The 19,427-nt window shown below is 64.6% G+C and carries 11 protein-coding genes; 5 read left to right on the top strand and 6 right to left on the bottom strand.

The features are described 5' to 3' along the window. The first annotated feature begins 15 nt into the window (after window positions 1–15). Both G7016_RS06755 and G7016_RS06750 read left to right on the top strand, forming a co-directional pair. Window positions 16–1,701 (top strand): arylsulfatase, encoded by a 1,686-nt coding sequence (locus G7016_RS06755; RefSeq protein ID WP_181112071.1) that lies wholly within the window; start codon window positions 16–18, stop codon window positions 1,699–1,701. Next, the gene (locus tag G7016_RS06750; RefSeq protein ID WP_181112070.1) at window positions 1,698–2,702 is read left to right on the top strand and encodes an SUMF1/EgtB/PvdO family nonheme iron enzyme; all 1,005 of its coding nucleotides are present in this window, start codon (window positions 1,698–1,700) and stop codon (window positions 2,700–2,702) included. Before G7016_RS06755 ends, G7016_RS06750 begins: the two co-directional genes overlap by 4 nt. A 114-nt stretch (window positions 2,703–2,816) precedes the next feature. Here G7016_RS06750 and G7016_RS06745 read toward each other — a convergent pair whose 3' ends face one another. From G7016_RS06745 to G7016_RS06735, 3 genes are all read right to left on the bottom strand, one after another. Next, window positions 2,817–5,957, bottom strand: a complete 3,141-nt coding sequence (locus tag G7016_RS06745) for an autotransporter outer membrane beta-barrel domain-containing protein (protein WP_181112069.1) — start codon at window positions 5,955–5,957, stop codon at window positions 2,817–2,819. Window positions 5,958–6,101: 144 nt separating this feature from the next. After that, window positions 6,102–6,986, bottom strand: coding sequence for a cache domain-containing protein (locus G7016_RS06740; RefSeq protein WP_181112068.1), 885 nt, complete (start codon window positions 6,984–6,986; stop codon window positions 6,102–6,104). A gap of 158 nt (window positions 6,987–7,144) precedes the next feature. Beyond that, window positions 7,145–8,131 carry a DNA-binding protein gene (locus G7016_RS06735; protein WP_181112067.1) on the bottom strand — a complete coding sequence of 329 codons (987 nt, stop codon included), beginning with the start codon at window positions 8,129–8,131 and terminating at the stop codon, window positions 7,145–7,147. A gap of 81 nt (window positions 8,132–8,212) precedes the next feature. On the opposite strand from G7016_RS06735, the gene G7016_RS06730 reads away from it, so the two are divergent. Beyond that, window positions 8,213–9,346 carry a site-specific integrase gene (locus tag G7016_RS06730; protein ID WP_181112066.1) on the top strand — a complete coding sequence of 378 codons (1,134 nt, stop codon included), beginning with the start codon at window positions 8,213–8,215 and terminating at the stop codon, window positions 9,344–9,346. 69 nt (window positions 9,347–9,415) lie between these two features. Beyond that, window positions 9,416–10,378: a glycosyltransferase family 9 protein gene (locus G7016_RS06725; RefSeq protein ID WP_181112065.1), complete on the top strand. Its 963-nt coding sequence runs from the start codon at window positions 9,416–9,418 to the stop codon at window positions 10,376–10,378. 22 nt (window positions 10,379–10,400) lie between these two features. On the opposite strand, the gene G7016_RS06720 is transcribed toward G7016_RS06725, so the two are convergent. From G7016_RS06720 to G7016_RS06710, 3 genes are read right to left on the bottom strand one after another with little or no spacing between them, the layout of a single operon-like run. Next, a complete protein-coding gene (locus G7016_RS06720; RefSeq protein ID WP_181112064.1) occupies window positions 10,401–11,213 on the bottom strand; it encodes a hypothetical protein in 813 nt (270 codons plus the stop codon). Then, complete coding sequence (locus G7016_RS06715) at window positions 11,197–15,213, bottom strand: hypothetical protein (protein ID WP_181112063.1); 4,017 nt, start codon at window positions 15,211–15,213, stop codon at window positions 11,197–11,199. The genes G7016_RS06720 and G7016_RS06715 overlap by 17 nt, the downstream gene beginning before the upstream one ends. Continuing rightward, complete coding sequence (locus G7016_RS06710) at window positions 15,213–18,392, bottom strand: hypothetical protein (RefSeq protein ID WP_181112062.1); 3,180 nt, start codon at window positions 18,390–18,392, stop codon at window positions 15,213–15,215. The genes G7016_RS06715 and G7016_RS06710 overlap by 1 nt, the downstream gene beginning before the upstream one ends. A gap of 452 nt (window positions 18,393–18,844) precedes the next feature. On the opposite strand from G7016_RS06710, the gene G7016_RS06705 reads away from it, so the two are divergent. Next, window positions 18,845–19,264, top strand: coding sequence for a hypothetical protein (locus G7016_RS06705; RefSeq protein ID WP_181112061.1), 420 nt, complete (start codon window positions 18,845–18,847; stop codon window positions 19,262–19,264). The last annotated feature ends 163 nt before the right edge of the window (window positions 19,265–19,427 follow it).

Raw genomic sequence — 19,427 nt, 5'->3', positions numbered from 1 at the left:
CATCCGGAGCTTTTCATGACCCAATCCCGCACTGCGTGGCAGCGATTCGCGCTGAGCCTGCTGTTTGTCGCGACTTGCCCCACGCTCTCTGTCACCGCCAGCGAACGCCCCGATACGCGGCCCAATATTCTACTGATACTGGCCGATGACCTGGGCTATTCCGACCTGGGTGCCTTCGGCGGTGAGATCCATACGCCCAACCTCGACGCCCTGGCCAAGCAGGGACTGGTGCTCACTAACATGTACGCCGCGCCCACGTGCTCGCCCACCCGTTCGATGCTGATGTCCGGCACCGACAATCACCTGGCGGGCCTCGGCAGCATGGCCGAGGGGCTGTTGCCCTTCCAGCAAGGCAAGCCGGGCTATGAGGGGTACCTCAATCAGCAGTCCCACTCTATCGCGCAACTGCTCAAAGACGGCGGCTACAGCACCCAGATGGTCGGCAAATGGCATTTGGGCCTGGAGCCAGGCCAAGGGCCGGACGCCCGCGGTTTCGAGCATTCGTTCACCCTGCTCGAAGGCGGCGCATCACACTTCAAGCCCGCCAACGTGGACCCCACCAAAATCGAGCAGGTGCACTACCGCGAGGACGGCAAGCCCGCCGAGCTGCCGGATGACTTCTATTCCACTGATTTCTACACCGACAAGCTGATCAGCTACCTCCAGGCGGGTGAAAAGAATGGCAAACCCTTCTTCGCCTACGCGGCCTTCACCTCGCCTCACTGGCCACTGCAAGCGCCGGCTGCCTACCTTGAAAAATACCGTGGCCGCTATGACCAGGGTTACGACCCGGTGCGCCTGGCGCGGATCGAGCGGCAAAAGCAGCTAGGTATCCTGCCGCAGGATTTCGAGCCGGCACAGCCGCTTCCTGCCAACCCCCAATTGCCTGCCTGGGAGCAGCTCGATGCGCAAGGCAAGGCGATTGAAGCGCGCAAGATGGAAGTGTATGCGGCCATGGTCGACAACCTCGATCATAACGTGGGGCGGTTGCTCGATTACCTCAAACAGAGTGGGCAATTGGACAACACGCTGATCCTGTTCATGTCTGATAACGGCGCGGCCGCCGAGCGCCACGAACAGTTCTATCCACGAGGCCCACACACTGACAACAGCCTGGCCAACCTGGGCAAGCCAGGCTCGCAGATTGATTACGGCGTGCGCTGGGCTGAGGTGAGCGCGGCGCCCTTCCACCTGTTCAAAGGCACCACCGCCGAGGGCGGTATCAGCGTGCCGGCGATCGTGCAGCTGCCTGCGGCGTTGCGTCGCCAGGGCATGGAGCGCGGTATCGCTCGCGTCGATGACCTGGCACCGACGTTCCTGGCGCTTGCCCATATGGGCGACCCGGGCAGCAGCTATCAAGGCCAGCCCAAGCATCCGATTACTGGCAAGAGCATGCTGCCCATGCTCGAAGGCCAAGGTGCGCCCCACGGCGAGGCGCCCGTGCTGGCCGGTGAGCTCTTCGGCAACCTCTACTACCGTGAGGGCAACCTCAAGCTGCTGGGGATGCGCCCGCAGCCCGGGTTCGGCGGCGCTCCGCAACCATTGAACTGGCAGCTGTTCGACATGGCCAAGGACCGCGGCGAGCGCAATGACCTGGCTGCCAGCCAGCCTGAAACGCTTCAACGGCTGCGCCTTGCCTGGCAAGCCTACGCGCGCCAGGTGGGTGTAGTGGTGCCACCGGCGGCAGCCACGGCGCCATGACCCGAGCGAGGCACGCAGCGCTGGCCGGGCTGCTGGCGGTCGCGCTGGTGGGGGCGCTGCTCGGCCTGCGGCAGCTACCGTCGAGCGACGCGCCCTTGGGTGCGCCGCAGGGTTGCTCGCGCTACAACGGTATTCCCGCAGGCTGGCCGGCCAACCCGCTGGCCGGCATGCAACGAATCGAGGGTGGCGTCTACCGGCCCGGCAGCCAGCAGGGTTACCCGGATGAAGTGATGCTGGGCACGGCCGAGGTCGGGAGCTTCATGATCGACCGTACTGAGGTGAGCCAGGCCCAGTTCGCGGCGTTCGTGGCGGCCACCGGCTACGTCACGGAGGCCGAACGCACCGGCGGCGCCGCGCTGTTTCAGGTGCCGACCCAGGCGCAACTGAGCGAGCAGTCCATGCCGTGGTGGCATTTCGTAGCCGGGGCCAGCTGGCGTCAGCCCGCCGGGCCGGCTCAGGCCAAGCCGGTGTCCGCCAATCAGCCCGTAGCGCTGGTGACGCTGGAGGACGCCGAAGCCTACGCCCATTGGCTGGGTAATGAGCTGCCCACCGAGGCCGAATGGGAGTATGCCGCCCGAGGCGGGCGCGACGGCGAGCAAGGCGCGCTTGCGCCGGTGGATGCCCAGGGCAAGCCCACCGCGAACTACTGGCAAGGCATCTTTCCCTTCGATAACGCCGCCACCGACGGCTACCCGGGCGTCGCCCCGGTCGGCTGCTTCACGCCCAATGGGTATGGCCTGTTCGACATGATCGGCAACCTCTGGGAATGGACGACCGACGTGTACACCGGCACCCTGCAGAACCATACCAACGGTGACCCCGCCCGGCTCGGCTTCACGCCCATCCTTGGGGTGCCGCGGCAAGTCATCAAAGGCGGCTCGTTCATTTGTGCGTCCAACTACTGCATGCGCTACCGGGTCGCGGCACGTGAGCGCCAGGAAGCCAACCTGGCCACCGAGCATGTGGGGTTTCGAACGATCCGTCGGCTGGAGAAAGATTAAGCCGCAGGTCAGCGGCTCCCCGCCGCCTGCATGCTCTGTAGGAGCCCCTTACCCTGTGGGAAGCGGGGTTCTGCCTTTCGGTGACGGCTCGCGAAAATCACGCACGCGGTTACCTCAGAACGGTACATTCACCTGCACGGTCGCGGCCTGGGCATCGTAGTCGCTGCGGCTTTGCGCGCTGTAACTCACCGACAGCTCCGCGCCGCGTGGCAATGGAGTGATCAGGCTCAGCCCGCCGCGCAGTAACCACGGGCTGGCGCTGGCGCCGCCGGCGGTGAAGCGTTGGCCCGGAGCACCGGTGAAGCTGGCAGTGGCCGTGTTGTCCTGATTGATCAGGTCGTACCCTACGCCCACGGTTAACGCCAGGCGGCTACCGTCGGGGGTGAAGGCATGTTCCAGGCGGCCGTCGAGCCCGGCGATCAGTTGGTCGGTTTCTCTGGCATCCACTCGCAGCAGCAGCGGCGCCACGGCACTCGCGCCTTTTTCGTTATAGGCATCGTCTCGGATATGGTTGTAATCGAGGCGCAGGGCCGGGATCACCCGCGTGGCGTCACTCAGTCGCCAGGCATGGCCCAGGCTTGCGCCGACGGTGGCGAACAGGCTGTCGTACTCGGCCTTTGCATCGCTGTTGAGCCCGCTGAGGTTCAGGCTGCGCTCGCCTGCGACCGAATTGTGCCCAGCCCCGGCATAGAGCATGACCTCCGTGTCGGGTGCCAGGGTGTAGGCGCTATAACCACTGAACTGCCACAGGTCCAGCCGGCTGTTCTGGCTTCCCCCCGCGCCGTCCCCCGCGGTGTCGCCACGTGCGTAGGCGAAGGCCAGGCCGATTCGGCGCCCTGGGCCTGCCTGGGTGTCCATGCCGATCACCTTGCCGCTGTTATCGCTGCGCGAGCCGCGGCCTTGGCTGGCCAAGGTATTGAACGGCCGTGACCACAGGGTGGGTTGCGCCACCCCCTGGTAATTCACGATGCCTTGCCCGGTCGGCAACAAACGCTGTTGCAGCGCGTCGCTGATTTCCATCAGTGCCGCCTGGCTGGCACGCAGCCCGGCATTATCGAGCGGAAGGGTTTGCGCCAGGCTGTGGGCGACCTCGGCCTCACTGCTGGCGCTGACGAAATACGGCGTGAGTGGGCTGCCGCTGCCCTGGTTGAACTGGCCATCGAGCACCCTGGCCACGCTGGCCAGCTCCCCGCGCCCTGCATTGGCCGCCGCCCTGCTGGCACCATTGGAGGCGCGCGAGCTGAGCGTCAGATCCACAGTGTTGCCGTCCTTCAGCGCACTGAAATCAAAGAGCGCGGAGTTGCCGGTCACTGCAAAGGTGCCATCCGATTTCAGCGTCCCGGCGCTCAGAACATCCTGCAGCGTCGTCACGTTGAACGGCTGGTTGGCATGGGTTACATCAACGTCGATGCGTGCCGCGCTGGGCAGCGCCGCGGTGCCGCTTATCACCAGCTTGCCGTAATGGGTGGCGTCAGCCACATCGGTGCGCAACACCGCGCCGCTTCGCTGGGTATAGTCGCCGGCGATGGTAGCGGGCGTGGCGGTGCGGCTGGCTGGCGCGGCCAACTCCAGGGTGCCGCGGTTTACCAGTTTATCGATGGTCCAATCATCCCCGGCTTCAAGCACGTAGCGGGCGGTGCTGTAAACCGTCGCCGTGGTGCGCGGTGCATACACAGCGCCTTCGAAGCGCGCATGGTCGCCAGCCAGGTAAAGGTTGTCCAGGCGGCTATCGGCATCCACGGACAAGGCATAACCGGTCTCGCCTTTGCGCACGGCGATGGTGCCGGCATTCACCAGGCCGCCGTCTACCTGCGTGTCGATCAGGCGCAGCGCATTGGGGCTGATGAGAAAGCCGGTGTTGATGATCTGGCCTTGGATGTGCACCCCCGACAGCACCATCGCGTCCTTGCGCCCTTGAACGGCGCCCCGGTTGACCAGGTCGCCGCCAATACTGCCGCCGACCATCCTCAGGCCCTGGCCGCCAGCCTGCCCGCTGGCCAGGCCGCCCAGCAAGCGCCCGGTATTGATCAGGCTTCCGCGTATCGTTGTGTCGTTCAGGCGTATGCCCTGGTAACCAATGGCGTAGCCGCTGTTGACCAGGTCGCCTTCAATCTCTGTGCCCCGTGAAATGATCAGCCCGTAGCCGCCCTCACCGCCATTCAGCGTGCCGGAATTGCTCAGGTTGCCGGTCACGGTACCGGCGATCAACTCCAGCCCGGCATGGCCGCCGCTGGAAGCAAGAAAACTGCCGGTATTGTTCAGGTTGCCGCGGACAAAGACGTTGTTGAGCAACAGTGCAGTACTGGAGCTTCGCACAATGCCTGAATTATCCAGCCCGCCCAGGGTGCTGGAGGTGATAACGTTCCGGCCGTAGCCACTGATTTCGCCACTGTTGCTGAGCCCACCGCGCAGTGTGGCCTGGATCATGTAAAGCGCTTGGGCGGTACCGCTGATCAGGCCGGTATTGGCCACCCTTCCCTGCACCACGCTCGATACGATGCTCAGGCCAAGATAGCCGCCCATTACGCCGGAATTGAGTATGTCCTTGTTCACAACCGTCCTGGCCATAGCCAGCCCGCCGGACTCACTGCTGATGTCGCCGGCGTTGCGCAGTGAGCCTTCCAATGTGCTCCCGTAGATGGCTGCCAGTTCTATGGTGCCGGTTTCGCTATTCGTGATATCGCCGGTCACCTGGCTTTCGACAATGGCAATACCACTCTTGGCCAGCCCCGAGTTGTTCAGCGACCCTTTGAGGGTACTTTCCAGGAGGCGGATGGCGTATTCGGAGCTTGGGGCCGCAATGGTTCCAGCATTGGTGATGTTTCCCGTGAACGTACTGCCCTTTACAAGCAGCCCCGGGCCGATCCGGCTTTCGATCACCCCGCCGCCGTTGTTCTGCACGGCGCCGGTGACGGTCGCGCCGTCAATCGACAACCCCTGGTCACCGCGCAGGGTGCCGCTGTTGAAAATACGGTGGGTGCCATTGCCAGGGTGGTCGATGCTCACCGCCGCAGCGCCTGTCACATCAATCGAGCCTTGCCTGGTAATCACCAGGTTTGTGTTGCGCTCCAGCACGCAAGGCTCGGTCACTGCCGTGCTGATGCTGCCACTGCCACAGCTCGCCGCGGCTGGCGCCGTGGTAAACGCCCCAAGCGTAGCCAGCAGGGCGAGGCTCAGATGGGTGGGGCGAAAGGGAAATGCTGACGTGCGGTGGGTGGCCGACTGCCGTGGCTGACCAGGGTGCTTGCTATCCATTGGACGACCCTGCCTGCGAGGTGAAAGCAGGGTATAGGTTTGCTCGCCAAGTGTGTCAAAGCCGATACGTGAAATTCCGCTGGCCGGTGAGCTGGGATGGCTGCCCGGCCAGGTGGTACCTGAACCGGGCGAACGCGCCTGTGCTCAGTCCGCGCCGCGGTAGTAGCCCACGACCACCAGGTAATGGCCCGCTCGCTGGATCAACGCGTACTTGTCTTCGACAATGCCAGTGACCGGGTTCTTCCAGCGGTAGTCGTACTTCGCCGATTCGGCCTTACGCATCAACGCCATGATCGGCGCACCTACCGGCTTTCCCGCCGGGTCATGAATGCTGGCGAAATCCACGCCCAGCAAGCGCAGGTTGTACCCATGGGCAACATAGCGCTGCGTGTTGGCGTCGACCACAAACACGTACAAGTCGTCCTCATGGAACTGCGCAGACAAGTCATTGATCGACTTGAACGTACCTTCCGGGTCTTTCTGGATCGCAGCGACGGCCTTGCTCAGCAACTGCTGCGCCTGGTTGGCGCTCGCACGTGGCACAGACTGCGCGGCGGCAATCACGCGGTCCCCTACTTTCTGGAAGTACACGCGTTTGAGCTCAATCCGGCGTTGGGCTTTGTTGTCCCAGCGGTATTCAACCGTTTGTATGCCTGCACTGGGATCCTGCTTGGCGCTCAGTGCCTGATCGAAAGCTGCCTTCAGCTCAGGGGCAAGCACTTTGGAAACCTCACGGCCGATCAGCACGGCTGAAGGCCCACCGCTGGCCAGCAGGGTCCCATGGCTGTCGACAACGAAGATGAAATGGTCACCGTCGATGAATTCGCCTTGCCGGCTGAACGCTGCCAGCGCCGCATCGCCCTGCAGCTGGTAGTAATCGACGGCTCGCTTGAGCAGCGCGTTTGCCGCAGGATCCGCCGGTGCGTCCGCAGCCTGGGAAACGATACTGGAGAACACCAGGCCCAGCCCTACGACACAGCGGAAAATCCGCCTGGCTGCACCGGGCGGATTTACGACGCTACCACTCATGGTCATCTCGCTTTTCTATTCCTGGATGAGGTGTTATGCACAAAGCCACCCACTGGGCAGCATCGACTCGAGGGAATTTAGCGCGGGGGGAGCGGTGCCTTCCAATCGCATTGAGCGCTGGGAGGTATTGTGAAACGTGATGGCGCAAAGCTTATTGGCTACTCCTCCTTCGCCGCGGGGCCTCTTGCTGCTTTGCCTGCACTTTTACGCTGCCGAGCGGTGCGCAGGTGAGCGAGCTGCGCCTCCAGCGTCTCCGCCCGAGCCTGCTGTGCCACTGCCGCGTGCTGCGCTACCTCGAGGGCCCGCAATGCATCGGATAGCTGCGCGTCCATGGCCTGAAGTTGCCGCGCGCCCTGCTCCGCTGCCGCTTCTGCACGTGCCAGCTGGGCCGCCGCGTCGCGCTGGGTTTCGTTAAGCGCGGCACGGGTTTCTTCCACTTTTCCTTGGGCCAGTTCGAGCTGACGCTGCAGCTCGCGGCGCTCCGTGAGGCGCAGCTTGGCTTCTCCGCGCGCACGGTCCACTTCAGCATGGGCGCGATCCTCCACTCCACGGGTATAGGCTTGCTGAGCCACCCGCTCGGCTTCGGCCCGTTGCTGCGCGTCGAGCAGCGTGTGCTGAAGCCCTTGAATCTTCTCTTGAAGGGCCAGCACCGCTTCGTGCGACTCCTGCCGCTGCTGCTGCAGGTCATTGATCTGGGACTGGCGCTGCTCCAGCAACCGCTCCAGGTCAGCCAGCCGGGTGTCAGCGGCCTGCCGTGCCGTAATCGCCTCGGCCGCCTGATGACGGGCCGCTGCCACATCCTGGCGCGCCTGCTCCTGAGCCGTTGCCAATTGCTCGCGTTCCTCGGCGAGCACCTGGCGCTGCGCTGCCACCGATTGCTCGACTACGGCCTGCGCCAGGGTGGTCGCCTGTTGCCAGATCGCAACGAAGGCTTGCGCGACTTCGGCGGGCAACCCTGGCAGGCGGGTTTCGCCGCGCAAGCGCCCCGCCAACTGCTCCCACCATTGATCCAGCAGTGCGCCGACCCGTGCCGGGCTACCGCGGCCGAGCTCCAGGCGCACGCGTTCCACCGTTGGCCGCTCGCCACGGGCCAGTACTGCGTCTGCCGCTTCGAACACCGCTGTTTCTGGCACACCTATCGCCATTTGCTGCCCCTCCGCTATATATTGGGTCTGATAATGAATTGTTATCCGACGCTATAATTCTTAAACCGGAAATATAATACGTTGAACGTAATAGAAAATACACTTGTGCATTTGCCGCGTTTAGAAGGGCCGCTGGACGCGCATTCATTGGCCGCTAACGCTCAGGAGGCTGCAGCAGCGTTCGTGGCGGCGGGCACGGCGGCCAATACCGTGCGCAGTTACCGTAGCGCGCTCGCTTACTGGGCCGGTTGGCTGCAGCTGCGCTATGGCATTGGCCTTGGCGATACCCCGCTGCCGATAGCCGTAACGGTGCAGTTCGTGCTGGATCACCTAGCCCGCCCGCTGGGCAACGGCAGCTGGGCGCACCTGTTGCCGCCGGCGATCGATACCGCCCTCGTTGGCGCTCGGGTCAAGGCAAAGCCTGGGGCGTTGACCTACAACACGGTTGTGCATCGATTGGCCGTGCTCGGCAAATGGCACCGCATTCGTGGTTGGGACAGCCCGACCGAAGCACCCTCGCTCAAGACGCTGTTGCGTGAGGCACGCAAGGCCCAGTCGCGCCAGGGCGTGGCAGTGCGAAAGAAAACCGCGATGGTCGCCGGGCCCTTGCAGGCGATGTTGGCGACCTGCACGGATGGCGTTCGCGGCGTGCGCGATCGCGCCTTATTGCTGCTGGCCTGGAGCGGTGGCGGTCGTCGTCGCTCGGAAGTGGTGGGCCTGCAGGTGGAGGATGTGCGCCGCCTCGATGAGCACACCTGGCTGTACTCCCTGGGCGCTACCAAAACCGACACCGGCGGCGTGCGCCGCGACAAGCCACTGCAGGGGCCGGCCGCCCAGGCACTCGCGGCCTGGCTGGCGGCGGCGCCTGCGGCGTCAGGCCCATTGTTCAGGCGGCTGTACAAGGGCGGCAAGGTAGGTACGTCGGGGCTGTCCGGTGACCAGGTGGCGCGCATCGTGCAGCGGCGGGCGAAGCTCGCAGGGCTGGAAGGTGACTGGGCAGCTCACAGCCTGCGCTCGGGGTTCGTCACCGAGGCCGGTCGACAGGGCGTGCCGTTGGGTGAAGTGATGGCCATGACCGAACACCGAAGCGTGAGCACGGTGATGGGTTATTTCCAGGCAGGGTCATTGCTGAACAGCAAAGCGACCAGCCTGCTGGGCACGCTTGATGGGCCTGAACCCGGCTCTAGCGTGCCGCCAGCGAGCGACCGCCAGTAATATCGGCGACGAGCAGCAATTAAGCTGCGCTATGGTGAACAGGTGCCTACCACTGTGGAGCTCCGGTTCATGCGCCGATTGATACTGCGTAACCATCAATCCCCCGGCGATATCGTGATGTTGACCGCTGCCGTGCGTGACCTCCATCGGAGCTACCCTGGTGAATTCGAAACGGATGTACGTACGCCCTGCCCGGCGCTGTGGGACTACAACCCTTACCTCACCCCGCTGCTGGAAAGCGACCCTGGCGTAGAAGTGATCGAATGTGAGTACCCACTGATCAATCGCAGCAACCAGCTGCCCTACCACTTCATACATGGTTTTTGCCAGTTTCTGGAAAACCGGTTGGGTGTCCCGCTTCGCCCCTCATGCTTTCACGGCGACATTCACCTCCACGACCAGGAAAAAGCCTGGATGTCCCAGGTCGAGGAACAGGTAGGCGCGCCGCTGCCGTTCTGGATCGTGGTAGCCGGCGGCAAGGCGGACTACACCGCCAAGTGGTGGGCGGCGGAACGCTACCAGCAGGTCGTGGACCATTTCTCGGGCAGCATCCTGTTCGTGCAGGTGGGTGAGCGAGGGCATGAACACCCGCCGCTGGACGGGGTGATTGACCTGCGTGGCCAAACTGACCTGCGCCAACTGGTGCGCCTGGTGTATCACGCGCAGGGGGTGCTATGCCCCGTTACCCTGCTGATGCACTTGGCCGCCGCTATTGAAACAGGGCCCGGCCAGCCCACCGCACGGCCCTGTGTGGTGGTGGCCGGCGGGCGCGAGCCGCCGCATTGGGAAGCCTACCCGACTCACCAATACCTGCACCGCACGGGCGCGCTGAAGTGCTGCGCCGCCGGCGGATGCTGGAAATCCCGCGTACTGCCGCTGGGCGACGGCGACGAGAAGGATGCGCCTGGCAGCTTGTGCGTGGACGTGATCAATGGCTTGCCGCGGTGCCTTCATATGGTCACGGTGGACGACGTGATCCGGGGGGTGGAGCTGTATTTCGAAGGTGGCGCTATCGACTACCTCGCAAGGTAGCTTGTCGCTGGCCCGCCTTGATTCAGCGGACCCCTGACATGTCTACTCCCAGCCCGGCACCCTGGTTCGGGTCTTCGAAATCCAGCGGGCTGTAGGGCAGGCCATACAGCACCGCCAGCCGCGCGTAATCCACAGGCGTGTCGCAATCGTGCCATAACAGGTGGGCGCTGCGTTCCCAGCGGCTCTCTGGCATAAGGGGCCAGGCGCCATAGGCCTCTGCCTCACTGGGGCGCGGGTGCTGCGCCTCATAGTGACGGTTGGCATCGCAACATGAACGGTGAAGCGTTCGCGCCAGGTTGTGCACGTAGCCTTCCACGAACAGCGGTTCGTTCAAGCAAGTGCGCTGACGCAGGCTTTCGTAGGGCCCGCCGTTGCGCCAGCTGGGCACATGCAGGCCGATGCACTCGGTACGAAAGCCGAAGCCGCTGCCAGTGCAGCGCTGGCTATAGGTGGCGTACTGAGAATGCCAGGCCAACTGCTGCAAGCCAGGTAGCCAGTTCACCAGCGGTATGAACCGCCGCGACATTTTCACCAGCAGCTCCAGCCCCAAGTGCTCGGCCCATTCCAAACCCTCAACGAAGGCCGACAGGTCACCTACCGTATGGCGCAAGCGGTGCGGGTTGCAGCTCAATGCCACCCCGTATTGAGCGCACAACTGTCGCAGCACCGGCGCCTGAGGGCTGCCGTCGTCATGCACCAGCACAGGCACTTGCGGATAGAAGCGGCAACGGGATTCCAGCGCCAGGTGTACGTAGGGCAAAGCCGCGAAAGTAGCGATCACCAGCCCCACACGTGGCTCGGGTGAGCAGAACAAACGCTCACTGGCCAAGGACATGGTGCTCCACAAACACCAGCCGTCGCGCCTTGCGGTCCGGCGGCGCGGCTAACCCCGCTGGATTGTCGACGAAATACACCTCGTATTCGGCGACCACCAGGCGACAGCCTGCGGCACTACGCGCCAGCATCACCCGGCCATTCCAGAGCACGGGCGCCTCGCCCGGGCCACCTTGCACCGAGGCTTCGGGAAACCGTAGCCAACCGAAATCTTCACCCAGGCGCGGCTCCAGACGCTCCACCCACACCTCCACCTCGCCCTTGCCAATGCGCTCGGGGCCCTCGATATAGCCGGTACCCGAGAGCGTTACTTGCCACTGCCCTTCGGCGACCGCCGCAATGGCGAGCACCCGATCGGGTACCACGGAGATAATGTCGGCGAGCACACAGTTGGACAGGTGTGCCCCCGGCTCAGAACTCGGCTGGTAGCGTGCCAGGGCAAGGCGAATGAAGGGAAAGTACCCTTGGTGAACGATGTTGATGTCGCAAAACCACAGCCGGCGCTCGGCGTCCCATCGCACGTCGTGGGGCGCCACGGCCACTGGCAGCGTGCGCTGCGAAAAACCCGGCGGCGCAAGCTGATCGGTGTTGAAAGCCCCGGGCGGTTGGTCCGCTTCGGCGGCAGGCGCATTCGGCGGCAGCCAGGCGCCTTGCGGGTCGGGCGCGGTGCGGGCCAGCGGAAAATGCTCCAGCCGGGGCGCAAGGCCAGCGACGGTCGGCGCGCTCCATACCGGATCGCTGCCCCACTGGGTGACGTATTGGCGCAGGGGGTGGCCAGGAGGGTCCGTATTGGGCTCGCCTCGAAAACCGGGCGGCGGCAATACCACGGCCAACATTTCGCCATAACCGGAGCCATTCCAAGGGCGATCAAGGTAGACACGAAGGCCTCCGCGGCGCTCGATGCGATGGCCACCCTGATCGTCCGGAGCTCGCACCCATTGAAAAGTCGGTATCGCATACAGGTAAACCGGTGCCGCCGGTGGTGCCGAATTTAACACCCACGTGGTCACCGGCTCGCCAGTGACCTTGATGTGTTCATCAGTGGGGGCGCCGGTTTCGTCGAGCAACAACGCGGGCGGCAAGCATTCACGAAAGCGGGTGGTGGCATCGAACCAATAGGTTATTCGCCGGTAGTGGGTGCTTTGCAGTTCATGCACCCTGGGCACCAGGCGCTCATCGGTCAGCGCGTTGATGCCGACCACGTCCGGTGCGCTGAGGGTGTGCTCGGGGTAACCGCCAGCGGCATTACCGTCGAACACCGTTGCATAGGTCAGGCGGTCGGTAAGCTTGACCGGAAAAGCGACATCTTCACGCTGCCGCGCCTGGGGCTCGCTGCCTGTGTCCACCGGTTCGTGCCAACGGGCGAGCAAGTCCAGCCGGTCGGTAGTGGCAATGGAGCAGCCCACCTGCAGCATCGGCCGTACTGACGTTGCGCCAAGCGGCCGCGGCAGCATGGCCACTTGAGTAATTGTCGGCAACTTCAACGGCCGTTGTACCGCGTGCACCAGGGTTACTTCCTGCCACGGTGTGAGCATCCAATGCTGGCCCGCCAGTGCTCGCATTCGCTGCGCCGCCTGGCTGGGTGCATCCAGCCACTGGAAGATCCCCAAGGTAGCCAACGCCGCATCATCCAGTTGGCACGACACCCGTACCCGCGCAGTCACTCCTTTGGGCAAGGGGATTAATACGCGGCGGCTGGCCAGGTCGAAACGCGGCTGCCCGGCCTCGTCGTCGTACACCTCCAGCATGAAGGGGCTTGCCTGCGGCCAATCTGTTTCCGGGTACAGGGGAACGCTGATGATGTGTGTAGAGGCAATGTTGGGGTGATCGAAAATGCGCACGGCCACGCGGCGGGCATAAGGGTCCGGCAAGTAGGTCATGGCACGGCCTGCCTCGTGCACGGCGAACACGGTCGGGCCGGGCATTGGCAAGGTCACCTCACGCAACACCGCGGCCGGGTCGCGGCCGTCAAGGTCGTGGCTGTGCGCAAGCAGAGTGAACGTGGCCGCGCTCAAGCGGCCGGCGTCATCCAGCATGCCGTGCAGTTCCGCCTCGCGGGTGCTGACGCGGGCGGGGAGTAACGCGCGCCGGGCGCGCTCGCCGCTCACTTCAGTGACGTCCTCGGGGGTATCGTTGAAGCTGCGGATCACCATATGGCCCATGGACTCCCCGGGGCCCGGCGCTTCAACCACCCCGTCGTTGGCGACCAGGCCGAGCACTGGTGCCACCACGGGTTCGAAGCGCAGGAATGGCAGCGCCTGAGCGGCCGGTTGCTCTGCGCCGTAATTGCCGGGGATGTAGGGCAGCGAGTTACCCGCCAGGTCCACCGCGCGGGCGCGGAACCAATAGTGGTGGCCGTAGCGCAACGGCGGTAGCGAAAACGTCACCGGCTTGAAGCTCGAGGAGAACTTCAACCCCGGCGGAATCACCGCTTCGCTGCCAGCCGGCGCTGTGTCTACACTGTCGTCGGGCTGGATATTACGCCCGGGCGGCGGCGCCGCGAGGCTCCATCCGGTCCAGGTGACAAGGGCTTCGTGGAGCGAAATAACCTTCGGGTTGCTGACAGGGTCTGGCGAAGTGGTCGCGGCCAGCCGCACGGTGCCCTCTTCTTCGCCATCGGGTTCCACGATCAGTGCACCGTCGTTCAGCGAATAGCGTGCCAGCCGCCGACACAGCGACTCCCAACGGTCCTTGCTGGCATCCCAGATGTCGATGCGGTAGCCGCGCACCAGGTCCTCGGCACGCAACTCCACCGCCGCTGGCGTGCCGGCCAGTTGCTGCTCTACCGCGTTATTGCGCAGCTGATTCACCGCAAAGCGGCTCTGTAGCCAGGCACCCCGGTGGCGCTGCACCAGCATCCAGCCCGCCGTGCGCAAGGCCGGCGCGCCAACGCTGTCTTCGTGGCGGGTAACAGCGTTTACGCGCTGATCAGGGCCCAGCCGCCGGCCCAGCGACCGCGCGAAATTCATGACCTTCAGCGCTGCGCCGTCGATGTCCGCCTGCAATAACCCGATACGCGCGGGAGCAAGGTCCAGCAAGCCATCCTTGAGCGGGAAATCCGCAGCTGCGTCGTTGACCGCCGCGAATTCCGTCTTGGTCAGCCTGGTACGGGTCACGGGCGCGGCGGCAGGCGTCGCGGCGGTACCTGAGCTACCCGGCGGGAAAATCACCGCCACTTGCAACGCCAGGTCCGCACCGCCCGCGAAGTGCTCGGGCTTGAGCAATACATCCACCACCAGGCCTAGCTTGCGCAGCAATACAGGGTAAGAACCCATGGCGCCGACGATCTGATGAAAGTCCAATGTGCCGGCCAGGTCCTCGGGCCTGGGCAAGGCCGCACGGCTGTGCTCCTGCCAATTGGCCTGGATGCGTGGGTCATCCGTGCGCGTGGCCGTGCGCCTGACGGGTGCAGCCAGGGGCGCATGGAACCCGCGGAAGGCCTGCAACGCGAGCATCAGTTCCTGCGGGGCCTCCAAGCCGCCGTCACCGCCGCGGATCGAATCCAGCCGACGTACCGCGGCAATCCATTGACCCCAAGCCGGGTTTTCAATGAAATCAGACACCCGAGGCAACGCGTCTCCAGTGCTGCCGGCAAGGTCGCGGTACAAGCCCTGTACCCGTTCCATCAGGCCCACGCTGTCGAATGAACGCACCTCGTGCCCGGACAAGTCCTGGAAGACGTAGCTGCGCACAAAGGTGTCAGCGGTGAACAACGCGCGCCACACGGCCGAATCCGCAAGCCCGAGTGTCGGGTCCAGGCGATCCTCTGTGCCGCTACCATCGGCCGCCATGGATACCGTTGTGCCCTGGCAGGTGACATTGATGCGGGCGCCGCTCAGGGTATGGGGCCAGTCCTCCCAGTCCGGGAAAAAACTGGCCAATCGCGCCGGGGCGGCCTGAGCATCCAGCCGCGGCGAGATCAGCAGCGACAACCGCAACCACTGGCCATCGGTGCTGTAGCCGTTTGGCAGCGCCGTACACACCAGCGACTGGCGGGCCATCAGAGGCTCACCGGCGCGAACGCATCGCAATAGGCGGCCCAGGTGTCGCTATCGGGTACTTGCTCGATGAATTTAGGGTCCCCTTCGGCGCCGGAAAATTCCCGCCGGCAGTGCACCGATACGGACGTGCTGAACATCAGGATTTCGATCTCGACGGTGAGCTTGGCTTCGCCGTACACCAAAGATTTGCCGCCTTCCTTCAAGTAACCCAGCTGCAGATTGAAGGTCAGCGATACCGAGATCAGTGCCAACACGCACAACTCGCCATGAATCCGCACGTAGCCCGCCAGCTCCACGCTGCCATCCCCGGGCGAGGGTTCGAGCCAGTGGAAGTAGATGCCTGCTTTGACCTCGACACTACCGGAAGCCACCCCCAGGTTGATCGCCACCACGGCGCCGAACTCCAGCGCGGCTTCGATTTCGTTCACCCCTGCCGCGGACACACCGATGCCAAAGAAGCCTCCACCGCCCAGCAACGAGACGGTGAGGCTGAACGGCTGCTCACGGCGCGAGAAATAGAAATTCACCCGCGCGGGGGTGCCATCGAACGGCAAGTTAAAGCTGGCGCTCAGCGAGGCGTTGGCCAGGGCGAATATGCCCACCTCAACCGCCGGCAGGGTGAGTGAATACGCCGCGCTGATGCCGCTGGGCGTAACCGCGATGCCCGAGCCCTCTGAAAACCCGCCGCCTGGAATCAGCGATCGCAGGCCGTTGACAAATTCCAGTGGCCCGCCGAAGGTCACGGCTTCTTCGCCCTGCCGCAGCTGTACGGATACATCAGGCTTGCGCCCGCGCTGGGCGGTGAAGTTCAGGTGCTCGAACCAGAGGATCACGAAGCCGAACAGGTTGATCTTGAAATTGTTGAGCGTTGCCCGCGCCTCACACGCGGGCTGCGCGGCAGGGTTGAGCGGTGTGCGCACCAGGCCGCTCATGGTCAGGCGCGTCTCGGGCCCACTGGGGTCGGCGCGGGGAATAATCAGGTTGCGGCCGTCGCTTACCGAAATCACGCTCTCCCAGTCGAAGCGTGCTTCGGCGTAATCAGGCAGCTGCGTGGTGAGCATTTTTGGCACTTCACCTCCGGCCAACGAGGCACTCGCCTGAACGATATCGCTCAGCGTGATACCACCGAGCAGGGTGGCGTCGCCAAAAAAATCCTTGGGATCGAACTTGGAGTTCACAGCATTGGTCAGCGCCTGGCGCACGTCATCCACGCCACTCACCGCCTGCCCCGCGACCGGTCCCGCCAGGCGCGACAGCCCCAGCAGGTTCATTTGCGGCGAGGCCAGCGCGCCCAAGGCGTCGCTTTTGGCGTCGCTGGGTTTGCCGCCAAAGCTCAACGGCAGCGCCGAGGTGAGTTGCAGGAACACCTGGCCAGCGTTGGCACCCGCGTCAAAGCCCTTCTGCGCATACACATCGGGATATGCGACCTCGGAGACGAATCCCGGCTTGCCCAGCAGCTTCTGCACCGCATTGATCGCCACGGTCGCGCGTTCGATTTCTGGATAAAACGCCGGCTCCGCGCTGGCGTTGGTATTACCGGCCTGGAAGGTAATGTCCTCAGTGGAAAGTCGCGTATCCCCCGCATTGCCTTCGCCGACCGGCGCATAGGCCACCGGGCTGCCGCCCAGGGATGCCCGGCGCTTGAGCTTCACCGGCGCGTCGTTGTAGGCAGCCTTGAGTGCAGCGCTTGCCAAGGGGTTCTGGTTGGCGGGCTCGCCCACAAACAACAGTGGCATGGAGAAGGTGACCCGATTGCCCACCAGGTCGGTAGCTGCAAGATCGAAACGAACATCGGTCATCTGAGCCGCGCCGCTGGCAACGGTCATCGGCCAGAACAGCATCCGAGGCGCGATGCTCGCCGCCTGATAAGGGTCGCCAGCTGTTGCCGAAGCGGCCAGCGCGCTCAGGCCGAACCCTGGCTCCACGAGGTCAGGCGTCGCTCGGGTAAGTACCTCGACCTCAGTGAACGGAAAGTCATGCCCGTGATGGGTATGGCCCGCGCCGGTATAAGCCATGCGCTGTTGGCGCACCACCACAAAAAATCGCTGGCGCAGCACGGCCACCCGCGCCGAACCGAAGCCGTTGATCGACTGGAACTGCCGCTCGGTCACCTTTACCAGCGAGGCCGGATGGCGGAACGGGCACAGCCAGCCGGCGTATACCACGCGCACCTGATGGTCGCGCCCAAGCGTGGCCTGGTGCCGCCACTGTTGCAGGTCGATGCCTTGCGGCCGGGTATCCCAGTGGCCTTCGGCATCCAGCAACGCGCCAAGCGCTGACAAGTGCAGCCGTTTCGCCTCGCTGCCTTGAGGCACATAAGCGCGGCCATTGGCGCGGGTGGCATCGAAGCCGGCCATGAGGGTCACCAGCATCGCCCGGTCGACCAGGTCCAAAGGCATGCGGATCAAGGCAGGGTTGCGCCGAGGGGGCGGCGGCCCTGGCAGGCTCATCAGGGCGTAGAGTTCGCTCAGCCGGGTGAGCGGCCGGTAATCCTCGGACCATATCGCCCTGAACCGGCTGGGGCCTTCCGGGCCACTGGGCGCATCGTTCCCGGCCAAGCGGGTATGCCATAGCTCAGTGCGGCCCTGGTGCACTACCGGCCAAGGGCTGTGCCGCCAACGTGCGGGTGCCAGAGGTGAGCTGAGCACGCGGTAAGGCAACTCCAGCGCGGTAACGTGAGCGGCGGGCCTCTGTGGCGGCAGCCGCAGCGCAGGCGGCGGCGGTGCCGGCGTGACGGCCCCGTCTGGAAGACCGACCGGCACCACTACGGCAGAAATCGCCAGGCTGGAGGGCTCGGGCACCGCGCCAGGTGCCAACTGCATGGGCCAATCACGCAGCGCCGCCAGCACACTGGGCAAGTCGAATGCCACGGCGGACACCTCGGGCGGCATCGCCACCACGATCCGGCTGGCCCCGGCCATGCGTATCCTGGCCAATGGCAATGTGATCGGGATCCGGTCATCAGTGCCCGCTACGTTCTGCTTCGGATAGTGCGCGTCGGTCGTCACTTCAAGAGGCTGTACCGTGGCGCCATCGCTCTGCTGTGCCGTTTGCAGGAACGCCTCTTCCCCAAAGCTCTGCGGCGGGAAGGTAACGGTGATAAAGGCTTCGGGGGCGGCGCGCTCCAGGCGTGCCGGCCCTTCGGAGAAGGCCAGCCCGTTGAAGGTCAGGGTACACACCAACAGGTCGTCGGGCCGTCGAACCTCGATCTGGGCCGGGAACCGGAGGGGCGTAGCCGTCTCATCTTCCGCTTGCGGTACCCCGTCTTCGGGGCTTTCGCCTGAATGGTCGCCCGCAAGCGTGTCGGTGCACGGCGTTGGCTGCGGTGCACAGGGTGGATAAGGCGGGTACGCAGGATACGGCGGGAAGGGCGGAAAAGGTGGGTACGGCGGATAGGGCGGCCACGCGGCCCCGCCGGACAGGTGCGCATTACCGGGGGGGCGACGGCTGAGTCGAGGGCCTGGCGCTTTCACGCAACGTCTCCTGAGGTTCAAGAGGACAAGCCGCGAAATGCATGCGAACGGCCCTCACCCGAGGGCGGCCACTTCAGATTAGCCATCTCTGGAGGAACTGCTAGAGTTTCGTGAGGCAGCCGCGGGCGCGCGCCGCCTGTCCTCACGGAGAAAATCCCGTGGCTGCTTATGGCAATGACGATGAACGCTGTGACGATGCACTGCTCGGCACCCTGATCGAGGTGCGTCGCTACCTCGAGGCGCAGGGGGAAGCGGATCGCTGCATGGATCAGGCCCTGTGCGCCCTGGCCGAATCGCTCGCGCAACTGCAGTGCACGCTCGGTGAAAAGCAGGCTGAGTGCAGCCCCGCCTCCAGCGGCCATCCAATGATGCCGCCTTACCCGCCTTACCCGCCGTACCCGCCTTACCCACCTTTTCCGCCGTTTCCGCCCTACCCGCCCATGGCGGCCTGTGGTTGTACGCCTATCAATTGCGTGCCGGTTGCACCCGCGCCAGCCCCGGCGGCTGCACCTTCCCCCACCCGATCTCCGACGTCGACGCCGGCCGCTTCCTCGGCCCCGTCCAGCGTGATCCGGTAACACCCTGCCCGGAAGGGCGATCAGGAGGTTATCGACATGCCGTACCGTGAACCACCGCGCGAGCCCGATCTGCGTCGCCGTATCGGGCGCCTTCGAGAGGAGCTGGAGCAGTTATGCGACAGCCGTCGATCACCTGCGGCTGACTGTTCGCAGGATAACCGCG

Source organism: Pseudomonas japonica, assembly GCF_013522925.1.
GTDB classification, from domain to species: Bacteria; Pseudomonadota; Gammaproteobacteria; order Pseudomonadales; family Pseudomonadaceae; genus Aquipseudomonas; species Aquipseudomonas japonica_A.
This window is presented reverse-complemented; position numbering and strand designations above follow the sequence as displayed.